This is a genomic window from Virgibacillus sp. GM2-2, from assembly GCF_055329585.1.
In genome coordinates, this window is the sequence record NZ_JBUZWC010000009.1 from 100,637 (window position 1) to 111,659 (window position 11,023).

The following is an 11,023-nucleotide window of genomic DNA, read 5'->3' on the forward strand; positions in this document are numbered from 1 at the left end:
CGTTTTACTATGCTACGAAGCGCATTGTAAGGTTAAATTTCTGTTAACTGTCCCTGAAATAGATGAAAATAATGTCCTTTACGTTTTAATAGTTCATCGTGACTTCCTTTTTCGACAATTCGTCCATGCTCAAGCATAATAATTTTATCCGCTTCTTGAATTGTATTTAATCGATGCGCAATGACGAAGCTAGTTCGTCCACGCATTAGTCTTTTCAATGCATCTTGAATCTTTACCTCGGTAATCGTATCAATATTACTTGTTGCTTCATCCAAAATTAGAATGGAAGGATCAGCTAATATTGCCCGGGCAATTGTTAGTAACTGTTTTTGTCCTTGGCTTATCCCACTGCCTTCCTGATCTAAAACTGTTTGATAACCATTTGCCATCCTTGATATAAATTCGTGGGCGTTTGCATTTTTTGCAGCCTCAATCACTTCTGCATCCGTTGCATTGAGTCGACCATAACGAATATTTTCTAAAATGGTTCCTTTAAACAAAAAAGAATCCTGTAAAACAAATGCCATATGCTGGCGTAAGCTAGAACGCTTGATATCCTTTATATCCATACCATCTATCGCAATTTCACCATTACCATAATTATAAAACCGTGCAATTAAATTAATAATCGTTGTTTTACCTGCCCCGGTATGGCCAACAAAAGCAACTGTTTCACCAGGATTTGCCTCGAAAGAAATATGATGCAGTATCGGTGTATCCTCATAGGCAAACGAAACATTGTTGAATGTGACATGCCCATTTGTTTCTGGCAAAACTTCCGCTGAACGCTCATCAAATTCTTCTTGATTTTCATCCATCACGTTAAAAACACGCTCCGCACCGGCAACAGCTGACAACAGAATATTAAATTGATTGGAGAGTTCGTTCAAGGGGCGAGTAAATTGTCGTGCATATTCGGTAAAAATAACAATGACACCTACCGACACCATTCCATTTACAGCAAGAATCCCACCAACGAGCGCAACCAAACCGAAGCTTAAGAAGTTTAGCATGTTCATTACTTTTGGAATAAAACCAGAAATCGTCATTGCCCAAAAACCAGTATGACGAAGCTTTTTATTTCGTTCCTCAAATTCATCGATTACACGTTTTTCTTGAGAGAACGTCTTCACGACATGCTGTCCAGAAATCGTCTCCTCAACGTATCCATTCAAATCACCCAAGTCACGCTGTTGCAGTTTATACAAGGGTCCAGTCCGTTTTGTAATCCACTTCATCCCTAAGAACATCAGTGGAATAATTGTCATCGTTACAACGGTAAGAAGGGGACTAAGTAAAAGCATCACTCCTACTGTTCCAACAAGTGTGAGGACACTAGAAAATATCTGAATTACGGATTGATTTAACGTATTATTAATATTATCTATGTCATTTGTTATTCGACTCATTAATTCCCCGTGCTGACGTTTGTCAAAATAGGATATTGGTAAGCGGTGGAATTGCTTAAAAAGACCATCACGCAACGAGTACACAGTATTTTGTGCGATTCCAACCATCCAATAATTTTGTAAGAAAATCGATAGAGAGTGAAACAGGTAAATTACGATGAGCCAAATAAGCAACATTCCAAGCCCGGCACTATTTTTCGTGACAATATAATCATCAATCGCCATACCGATTAGATACGGTCCGAGAAGGGCCAGGCCAGAGCTGATTACCACCATAGCTATTACTAGGCTTAGCGTTATTTTTTCCCGTAGCAAATATGCCCAAATGCGTTTGACCGTCCCAGCGGTGTCATGTGCTTTCTTCGTTTTTTTACCGGACATATCTGTGAGTGGAATTCGTTCCTGTTGAAAAGGCTCCTTTAGTTGACTAATTGGCATGCTGAACATACTCCTTTCCAAACTGCGATTCCACAATCTTGCGGTAAAGAGTTGATTCCGTAAGTAATTCGGTATGCGTACCGTTTGATATGATCTCCCCGTGATCCATGATCAGTATTTGGTCAGCGTCCATTGCAGTTGTAACTTTTTGAGTAATCATTAATATCGTGCACTGATAGGCTTCAATAGCTTCGAGTAATCGAGATTCAGTTTCTAAATCGAGTGCACTAGTACAATCATCCAGCATTAAAATTTTCGGACGGCGAATGAGTGCTCGCGCAATCGAAAGTCGCTGTTTTTGGCCACCAGACAAATTGACACCTTTTTGACCAATTTTTGTATCGTATCCATCTGGCAATTCCATAACGGTATCATGAATCTGCGCATCTTGAGCAGCTTGAATTATTTCTTCTTTTGTCGCATTTTCTTTGCCCCAAGCAATATTATCAAATATCGATCCACTGAAAAGAAGTGGATTTTGTGGGACGTAACCAATCGCTAGTCGCAAATGATCCAACGTATAGGCAGTAAGTGGTTTATCATCGATTTTAATTTCACCTGCTGTCACATCATACAACCTTGGCAATAGCTGAAACAAAGATGTTTTTCCAGAACCTGTTGCCCCAAGTATTGCTACTGAATCACCAGCATCCACTGAAAATGACACGTTTTCTAACACTTTTGCACCGTCATCCGTATAGGAAAAGTCAACATTTTTCACGTTAATTTTTCCATGCTGAACAACGTTTCTAGCCTCCGCATCAGCTGATTCGTGCAAGTCAACTTTGACGTTTATCACTTCACCAAGTCGATGGGCTGACGCACGTGCCCTAGAAAACGCTAATGTGATAAATGTAAACATCGAAATCGCCATAGAGACACGAAGCGCATAATGAACTATCGCAACGATATCTCCAACCGAGGTGGTACCAGCAAGCACCTGATTGTTCCCGAACCATAAAATTGAGATCAAACTCATGTTCATAACGAAGAGGAGTACTGGCATGGATGCTTCGACAAACCGAAACGTGTAGCGGGTTTCAGAAGCAAGATCCTTATTTGCTTTCATGAAGCGTTTTTCCTCATGATCACGTCGTAGGAAGGCTTTGATCAAACGCATTCCAGCCAAGTTTTCCTGCATGACACGGTTTACATTATCGACATAACGTTGAACGCGTTCGAATAAACGACTCGCGCGCTTAAGTACCCAAAATAAAAAACCAACTAATAGTGGCACAGTAATAAGGAAAATAAGCGCAAGCCGCCAATTCACGATAAACGCCATTACCACGCCACCTAGCACAATAAGCGGAGCTTTCACCATAATACGAAGCCCCATAAACAATGTATTTTGAAGTTGTCGAACATCATTTGTAAACCGTGTCATCAGGACAGACGTCGGATATTGATTTAGATTTCTGAACGAAAATTCCTGCACCTTTTTAAACAGTTTTTCACGAATGTCATATCCAAACCCATAGCTAATATGTGATGCATAGAATGAATTAATAATTCCAGCAATAAACGCACTAAACGCAAGACCAATCATTATGCTGCCCCACATCACAATGTTTCCAATATCCTTTTGGAGCACGCCCTCGTTAATCATCATTCCAAGGAAAAAGGGAAGGAGTAGCTCCGTTGCAAGCTCAATCATCGTCAATGTATATGCAACCCAAATAGGGATTTTATAGGGTTTTAAAAAAGAAAGTACACTTTTCACAATAGACCTCCGAGTATGTAGTAATTCTATTATATAGGTAAACAACGCTATTATCTATGGAGGAGGGTTGGGCTAGCTGATTAATTTCCAGCGAAATGGTAATACGAGCCGAATTTATAAAATACAAGCCGAATTTGATACAATACTGGCCAGATTACGAAAATACGAGCGAAATCCTGTAATATACTGGCCGAATAAAGAAAATACGAGCGGATCATAAATCACAAAAAAAGCTATCCTTTATTCGGGATAGCGACTCTTGTTTTTAGTTCCATTAATTCCAAAATATGTTCTTCTGATAAACCTGTTAAAATGCTAATATCGTGCACGGAAAACCTTCTAGATGATGACCTGTAAAAAACAATAGCTTGTACAATTTGTTCATAATACACGTCTTCCCGTGAAACTTCTACGACCATACCACCATCTCCAATCATTTGTAATTAAATGTCATAGGAGAAAATGTGAATTTTGTTATTTTTATTATACCTAATAGTATGAATTAATAATACAGTTTTAAGACTATTTTTATTATGGCATTCGCCATAAATTGAATCTAATAAACAACTTTTTGCTAACCAAGCTAACAAATGTAAATAAAATGGTATTTAGACTCAATAATTTCGTTTAAAATGGTAAAATTAGGAATAGAGATAGTTAAACGAAAGGGGGAAGTTGAGGGATGAAGCTAGAAGCTCCTTTAGACAGAATGTGGTATCTCTCTAAAATCGGCTTTTTCGAATTTCTTTCAGGAGATGATATCACAAGATTTTCAAAGATTATCGAGCACCAAACTATTAAAAAGAACCAAGTTATTCAAACTCCAGGTTCGAAGACTGGGAAATTGTTTTTTGTAAAAGAAGGGGCGGTAAGAATTTATGATATTAACGAAGAAGGACGTACATTTACTATTAGTTTGTTAGGACCATACAGCACATATGGATCCATTAGTGCTTTTTCGTTAGGCACAGAAGATGTTTATGTGGAAACAATATCAGATATTCATTTATGTTCCATTACAGAAGAAAACTTTACGAAATTGTTAAAGGTGCATCCAGATTTGGTTTTTAAGGCGCTTGAGATTTTATCAGACAGATTGTGTAAAAGAGAGAAAATGCTACAAATCATTGCAACTGGAAGTGTAAAGCAACAAATTGAACATCTACTTATTTCTATGGCAGATACATATGGAAAAAAAGACAAGGATTTTGTTGATATTCCGATTCCATTAACACATCAAGAAATTGCCGATATGCTTGGTGTGACCAGGGAATCGGTTTCAATGAATATGCAACGTCTTAAAAGCGAAGGATTTATCCGTAGCACCGGAAGAAAAACGATACAGGTAAATCAATGTCTTCAAAATATGTGAACTAGATTACAGAAATAAACAATGAACTCGCTGTATGATTACTTTAGAACAAACGTGTGAAGTTAAAGGAGGCATGCTGCGTGTCTATGGAAAGGATGGATGATCAACAGGAAAAGCAAACCAAGAATATTGATAAAGAATGGATGTACTTAATTAATGAAGCTAGGGAATTGGGGGTTAGCAAGGAAGAAGTCCGCAATTTTTTATTAAAAAATGAAAGAAAACCTACATCATGAATACTACTGTTTTCTGATCCACAATCTCAACTGTAAAAGGTATACTCAGCTCTGAAGCCCCTTAGAATTTGGTGTTTATTTCATATTTTATGCTTAATTCCAGAATGTATAAATCCTCCTAAATTACTCATCTTAACTGTAGGAGGTGCATACAATGTCAAAAGACCGCCAAGAAAAAAAGTTGCGCGAGAGTGGGCGTGTGGAATCTGATCGTGACGTTGGGTTACGTTACAAAGGTTCTACAAAAATGTCCAGCCCTGAAGAAGCTAGAAGATTGAATGATGGAAAAAAATAAACTAGAAAGCGATCGTCTTGAATAGAGATGATCGCTTTTTTAGATATTTATTTGTGATAAAATAAAGAAAAGACTGTTAATTCACGTAGAGAAAAAGCATCATTAAACATGTAAATCAATCTAGATTTTATTGAAAGGTATCTAGAATAAATGAAGTGGAGGGTTATTTATCAATGGTTGAACTTTTTATAACACTTTTGTTTACCGTAATCCTTAGTTTTATACAATGGTTGCGGTATAAGGATAAAGAAAAAGTCGATAAAGGATTTGTTTTGAACTATTACCGTCTCAGTGATCGAAGGAAATTACTTCGAAACATATATATGCTTCCTGTAATAGTAGCAATGTGTTATCCAATTTTTTTCATGCAAAATTTGTATCCGGATTACCTTCAAGTTGTATTGATTGCAGTTTTATTTTTTGATGTATACCAAATTGTTTATCTTTATTTCAAATGGAAAACAAAAGAGGTAACAGGAGTTTAATTACTGCAATAAGGATACTGTTAATAGGGCGGAACTATCGAAGCCAACGAGGGTGGATATACAGTAGAGACTACAAGTTTACTAGCGAAAGCGGCTGTGTAGCAAAAAGGTATGGAAAACGAACTTATCAGAAGGTGAGGTGTAAAAAATTAGTTTCAAGGAGTATATTTTTGAGGAAGCACTTATTAATGTTGTTATTATATTTCTATTGATGGGAATCATTCAATTCATCCTTTAGACAAGGGCAAGAGGAAAAGAAAAAGTCGATAAAGGCTTTACATTGAATTACTACAGGCTAAGCTATAGGAGGAAAATGCTTCGAGGACTAATTGCACTTCCAATCACTTTCATCTTTTACATACCAATTTTACTTCTTTGGGGTTTTTATCCTGAATTTGTTCGGTTAATCGTGGTAGGTGCATTCTGTTTAATATTAGGCTCCATCGCTTATAACTATTTCAAGTGGAAGACGACCGAGAAAGATTTGGTATGAAAATGAAAAAAGTAGTATTGATTTTGATCGTGTTTATAGGTTTAGTTGCTTGTAATGATTCAGAAGAAACATCTACTGACAACCTTGCCCCACCGTATCCAGTTATTACAATAGATGATGTGAAAGTTTCGTATAAAATTGGAACCTATTCTTGGTCTTCCGGATCCAAAACAGTTCATTCTGATTCTGCAGAACCACCTCAATTAAATTGAGGGTATGACGTATTATAAAACTTACCCAAACGCAAAGTTAACTATCCAGTTTGCTGATGAACCTATTATCTTGGAGGGGGGGTCTTTGGGAAGAGGGAATTGATTTCATTATAAGCAAGAATGGTACCTTCGATCTCCAGAGCGAAGCGGGTAAATATATTTATGTGATTTATGCCGGCTGGGATGAGGGTGATGGTACATATGTGATTCCCATTGAAGTTACTAATTAAGGAGAAAATATGCGAAATAGATCTGCAGTAATTATCATTGAAAAAAATAAAATCCTTCTAATCAAACGAACCCGAAATGGATCGGTTTACTATGTTTTCCCGGGTGGTGGAATTGAAAAGGGCGAAACATCTGAAGTGACTGCCAAGCGTGAAGCGTTTGAAGAGCTAGGTGTACAGATAAAAATTAAGGATTTCTTTGCGGTAGCACAGTATAACGGCATGCAGTACTTTTACGTATCTGAAATAATAAGTGGTAAAGTTGGTTCAGGGAAGGGAGATGAATACAAAGATGAATCAAGGAATCGCGGTACATATGAACCAGTATGGATAAACATTAATAAACTATTATCACTAGATGTTAGACCGAGTGCGGTTGCGAAGAAAATAGTAGAAGGTGAATTAGAGTATGAAGGCTTTAATAGGATTTAATAGGATTATTGGTATCTTGGTAATAGGTGTTTTTGGATATTATCTATTCGGGGATTTTAATCCACTATAGAAATTCTTTTTACTTTAGTGGGTTTACAGTTTTTTCTCTTAGGGCTAAAAAATGTCATAAATAAAGAAAAGCATGAGGGTTATTTATATTTAATCACAGGAATATTTGTAGGGATAGGAACTGTTGTATTCGTTTAGTCTCCAAAATGTAATATAGAAAAAGAGGGAAAATTGATGCTTAACATGAAAGAACTTAATACTGTAGGAAAAGTAAATTTTGTAATGGGAATTTCTTTTTTCTTGCTCGGTCTTTATTTATATATTAAAAATTTTGATGGGGACATAATCACTACTAAACAGTACTTATCAATAACTTTTCTATGTATTGGGTTATCACTTTTTATCAGTACTTATTTTTATCAGAAGGATAACATCTAAGGTAAAAAACAAAAGAGGTAGTTGAAACTGACCATGAAGATTCTAGATATAACTAAATTGTTTATGGCAATGTCAGCTGGAATAGTTGCTATTTTATATTTTGTTGGAGTGTCCGATATACCGCTAAACTTTTATATGCCTTTTATGGGAATGTATTTTTTGTTATCTGGAATTGAAAAAATTTTGAAGAAAGTTAAAATTGATGGTTATATCTTCTTTGTAACAGGCCTTATTGTTACAGTAGTGTCAATGTACATTCTCGTTTTTAGATAATTGAAGCATTGATAGAGGTGAAAAGCTGGATATGAAATTTTTTGAAAAAGCGACCATGCTTATAGCAATTATAATGGCAATATTTTTTATCTTATATATCTTGGGTATTTACAGAATGCCAGAAAATGTTATGTTTTCTATTTTGGGCCTGTATTGCTTATTATCAGGCATCAGACAAATCAACAATAAAGAGAAAGTGTGGGGATATATTTATGTTGCTATAGGATTAATTATGTCGCTAGGAACGCTTTGTATTATCTCAACAACATAAAATACATAGTGATATTATAATTAACCTGGTTCATAAGGAAGATAAACCAGCTACATTAATTATTTTTGTTTCTTACTTCAATCGAATAAAGTTTATCCACTATCCACTTAATTAAAATGGTTAATAGGATGTATATTGGAAAAGAATAGATGGATTTCCATGCATATGGCTTATAAATATCCATATAAACCAACAACGGTTCCAGCACGAAGGAAAAAATAAGGGAGAGTATTACAGAAACAATTATGTAATTTTTCCAATTAGGGAAGCGTTGATACAGATACATGAAAATGATGGAAGCCATTATATCCACAAAAATAATACGTGGCCCCCATGGTAATACCATCGCTGGATAATCCCAAAGTGTAAATTCTGCCCCTAGAATATCCAGATACATAATGATTGGTAAAATAATAAAGCCGTATAGAAGGTTTTTTGTGAGCATAGACCGATCTACTAGCTTTAGCCATAGGTAAAAAACCAACAATGTACATGCAAATAATATACACCATTGAATGGAAAAAACAACTTCTTCTATCCAGTACCTTTCCCTTAGGGAACTTAGTTTTTCTTGTACTTCTTTAATTTTTAACATATTGACTGAGGAATAAAACATTATAGTAACTTTCCTTTATTCTTTTTTATTATTTTTTACTAAAATCAAATTTATAAACATGTACAGTGGATTAAATTCTTTTAACCTTCCATTTGGTCAATTTGTCGCTGCATTTTCTCCATTTTTCGTTGCAGTTTTTCCGTTTCTTTGGTCATCTTAACAATTTGTTTATGCAAATCACTTTCTCGTCGGTTTCGAGGTTGCAGATTCACTTTTTCTTGCTTAGCTTGTTCACGTGCTAATGTAGCACCATACATGGCTAATAGACTTGCTATTGTATTCAAAAATAGTGCAATGTATTCTAGTTTTGCCGGAAGATCTTCGTCATCAAAATCATTGTCTATTATTATTCCTTCAATTCGATTAGGCAAAATACTCCCTCTTTTCATTACAGTGTTCTACTCATTGTATTCAGAGTCAGAGCATTTGTCCCAGCGTTAAATAAATTTAGAAAATTGGAACTTTTGGCAGCCTTGTATCGTACAAAAATTAGTAGGAGGTTACTTAAGATGAAAAAATATACGATAATTGCTTTTTTTCTTATTTTGGCGATTCTGATTGTCTTGCCGTTTACCAAGATTGGAAGACCAGATCCAATTGAATTAACTGTTACTACAGAAGATGGTAAAGAATTTCCGATTGAAATGGGTATGTTTTGTGCTGAAAGTTTTCTTTTTAGGCAATGCGAATTTTTAGATGAGAATTCAAATGTTCCACCTAAGCCAGTAACCGTTTCCGTTGTTGAAGTTATTGCGTTTCGCTTTGCAGAAAGTCCAGATAACTTACAACTGCAGCGACAAAATATTGATGGAGACCTTACAGAAGGTAGAGATTATATGGATGATGAAAGGAAAGAAATTATTGTACCAAAGAAAAAAGGAATTCATGTGTACGAAATAAAGGCAGAATGGGGGAAATACGACATGACTGCAATTTATAAATTTTCCATTAAAGTTCAGTAAAAATGTCTCCGAGTTATTATAGGGAGAATGAAAAATACCTTGCAAGAAATTTTAGTGAAGGATATAATAGGAGAAATTATCTTCTACACGAGCCGTTAGTTCAGCGGGAGAATACTTGCTTGACAGGCAAGGGGTCACTGGTTCAAATCCAGTACGGCTCATTAAGAGGAAAGCCACTTTCTTTTATGGAAAGTGGCTTTAGTAGTATTTATTTAGTAGGAACTACCTTCCTTGTGATGCTATAAATCAGCTAACCCCGAGACCAAAATACTTTAAAGCATCCTTAACAGATGTCAATGTTGGAGTGGAATCAAAATGAATGCCTTGTTTGGCTGCGGTTAAGGCTAATTCTGGTCGAAGCCCTGTCAGGATTGTTTCTACTCCTATTAATGACAATACACTCGTAATTCGAAAAATGTATTCTGTAACAATGTTATCTAATTTATGAATTCCTGAGAAATCAATAATCAAATGTTCTATGTCCTGCTTTTGAACATTTTCTGGTACATTCATGAGAATTTGGGTAGCTCTTTCTTCGTCTATAGACCCCATTAAAGGTAGTACAGCAATTTTATCCATAAGTGGCACCAATGTGGAAGAAAGCTTATTTATTTCCTTCAGCATTTCGTTCTGCTTGTTTTCCGTTGTTTTTTTCCCTGTTATATCACGTATATAGCTTTGAATAGCCTTTGTCTTGCCAATTTGCACTGGATGGCAGTAAAGTTCTACTTGAGTTGTTGTTCCATCCTTTTTATAAACGAACTCTTCAATCACATTTGCTGGTTGGTTGTAAGCAGAATCAATTCTGGTTTCGATTGCCGATTTAGATGAATCTCTAAAAATATCAAGTGGATTTTCGCCAATAATTTCTTCTTTGGAAGTTTTAAAAAATTTTTCAGCTGCACGATTAACATAGAGGATTTTTAGTTTTGTGTGGATAATCAACGGTTCTAAAGCATACTCCATTACTTGCTTATAGTCAATATTTGATATATTTTCTTCACTCATCCTGATTCCTCCTTACGTCTAAGCTTAGAATAACGCTACAAATTAAGCAAGAATTCTACTATTTTTTTCTGAATAATGTATTTCAGATAACATATGTAGTATTATATTACTAGATTTATACAAT

16 protein-coding genes and 1 tRNA gene are annotated in these 11,023 nt (G+C 35.6%); 11 read left to right on the top strand and 6 right to left on the bottom strand.

Annotation, left to right across the window (positions count from 1 at the left end):
* Nucleotides 1-32: 32 nt before the first annotated feature.
* The 3 genes from ACY9Z2_RS12160 to ACY9Z2_RS12170 all read right to left on the bottom strand — a co-directional run bounded on the left by ACY9Z2_RS12160 (nt 33) and on the right by ACY9Z2_RS12170 (nt 3,989).
* A complete protein-coding gene (locus ACY9Z2_RS12160) occupies nt 33-1,847 on the bottom strand; it encodes an ABC transporter ATP-binding protein (RefSeq protein WP_463609914.1) in 1,815 nt (604 codons plus the stop codon).
* On the bottom strand, nt 1,837-3,570 hold the full coding sequence (locus ACY9Z2_RS12165) for an ABC transporter ATP-binding protein (protein WP_463609915.1): 1,734 nt from the start codon (nt 3,568-3,570) through the stop codon (nt 1,837-1,839). Before ACY9Z2_RS12165 ends, ACY9Z2_RS12160 begins: the two co-directional genes overlap by 11 nt.
* A 233-nt stretch (nt 3,571-3,803) precedes the next feature.
* Nucleotides 3,804-3,989 (bottom strand): hypothetical protein, encoded by a 186-nt coding sequence (locus ACY9Z2_RS12170; protein ID WP_463609916.1) that lies wholly within the window; start codon nt 3,987-3,989, stop codon nt 3,804-3,806.
* A 263-nt stretch (nt 3,990-4,252) separates the two neighbouring features.
* On the opposite strand from ACY9Z2_RS12170, the gene ACY9Z2_RS12175 reads away from it, so the two are divergent.
* The 9 genes from ACY9Z2_RS12175 to ACY9Z2_RS12215 all read left to right on the top strand — a co-directional run bounded on the left by ACY9Z2_RS12175 (nt 4,253) and on the right by ACY9Z2_RS12215 (nt 8,313).
* The gene (locus ACY9Z2_RS12175; RefSeq protein ID WP_463609917.1) at nt 4,253-4,942 is read left to right on the top strand and encodes a Crp/Fnr family transcriptional regulator; all 690 of its coding nucleotides are present in this window, start codon (nt 4,253-4,255) and stop codon (nt 4,940-4,942) included.
* An 86-nt stretch (nt 4,943-5,028) separates the two neighbouring features.
* The gene (locus ACY9Z2_RS12180) at nt 5,029-5,178 is read left to right on the top strand and encodes an anti-repressor SinI family protein (RefSeq protein WP_463609957.1); all 150 of its coding nucleotides are present in this window, start codon (nt 5,029-5,031) and stop codon (nt 5,176-5,178) included.
* A gap of 154 nt (nt 5,179-5,332) precedes the next feature.
* Nucleotides 5,333-5,473, top strand: coding sequence for a YpzI family protein (locus ACY9Z2_RS12185; protein WP_463609918.1), 141 nt, complete (start codon nt 5,333-5,335; stop codon nt 5,471-5,473).
* A gap of 173 nt (nt 5,474-5,646) precedes the next feature.
* Nucleotides 5,647-5,958 (top strand): hypothetical protein, encoded by a 312-nt coding sequence (locus ACY9Z2_RS12190; protein WP_463609919.1) that lies wholly within the window; start codon nt 5,647-5,649, stop codon nt 5,956-5,958.
* 313 nt (nt 5,959-6,271) lie between these two features.
* Nucleotides 6,272-6,451, top strand: coding sequence for a hypothetical protein (locus ACY9Z2_RS12195; protein ID WP_463609920.1), 180 nt, complete (start codon nt 6,272-6,274; stop codon nt 6,449-6,451).
* Nucleotides 6,452-6,453: 2 nt separating this feature from the next.
* Nucleotides 6,454-6,663, top strand: a complete 210-nt coding sequence (locus ACY9Z2_RS12200; protein ID WP_463609921.1) for a hypothetical protein — start codon at nt 6,454-6,456, stop codon at nt 6,661-6,663.
* A gap of 239 nt (nt 6,664-6,902) precedes the next feature.
* Entirely contained in the window at nt 6,903-7,322 is a 420-nt protein-coding gene (locus tag ACY9Z2_RS12205; protein ID WP_463609922.1) for an NUDIX hydrolase, read from the top strand.
* A gap of 516 nt (nt 7,323-7,838) precedes the next feature.
* Nucleotides 7,839-8,042 carry a DUF3953 domain-containing protein gene (locus ACY9Z2_RS12210; RefSeq protein WP_463609923.1) on the top strand — a complete coding sequence of 68 codons (204 nt, stop codon included), beginning with the start codon at nt 7,839-7,841 and terminating at the stop codon, nt 8,040-8,042.
* A 31-nt stretch (nt 8,043-8,073) separates the two neighbouring features.
* Nucleotides 8,074-8,313 (top strand): hypothetical protein, encoded by a 240-nt coding sequence (locus tag ACY9Z2_RS12215; RefSeq protein ID WP_463609924.1) that lies wholly within the window; start codon nt 8,074-8,076, stop codon nt 8,311-8,313.
* Between the two features lie 55 nt (nt 8,314-8,368).
* On the opposite strand, the gene ACY9Z2_RS12220 is transcribed toward ACY9Z2_RS12215, so the two are convergent.
* Nucleotides 8,369-8,908: a CBO0543 family protein gene (locus ACY9Z2_RS12220; RefSeq protein ID WP_463609925.1), complete on the bottom strand. Its 540-nt coding sequence runs from the start codon at nt 8,906-8,908 to the stop codon at nt 8,369-8,371.
* Nucleotides 8,909-9,009: 101 nt separating this feature from the next.
* A complete protein-coding gene (locus tag ACY9Z2_RS12225) occupies nt 9,010-9,300 on the bottom strand; it encodes a hypothetical protein (protein ID WP_463609926.1) in 291 nt (96 codons plus the stop codon).
* 138 nt (nt 9,301-9,438) lie between these two features.
* Here ACY9Z2_RS12225 and ACY9Z2_RS12230 point away from each other — a divergent pair, with 138 nt between their 5' ends.
* Complete coding sequence (locus ACY9Z2_RS12230) at nt 9,439-9,891, top strand: hypothetical protein (RefSeq protein ID WP_463609927.1); 453 nt, start codon at nt 9,439-9,441, stop codon at nt 9,889-9,891.
* 89 nt (nt 9,892-9,980) lie between these two features.
* A tRNA-Val gene (locus ACY9Z2_RS12235) sits at nt 9,981-10,052 on the top strand.
* 85 nt (nt 10,053-10,137) lie between these two features.
* On the opposite strand, the gene ACY9Z2_RS12240 is transcribed toward ACY9Z2_RS12235, so the two are convergent.
* A complete protein-coding gene (locus tag ACY9Z2_RS12240; protein ID WP_463609928.1) occupies nt 10,138-10,899 on the bottom strand; it encodes a PAS domain S-box protein in 762 nt (253 codons plus the stop codon).
* Nucleotides 10,900-11,023: the final 124 nt, after the last annotated feature.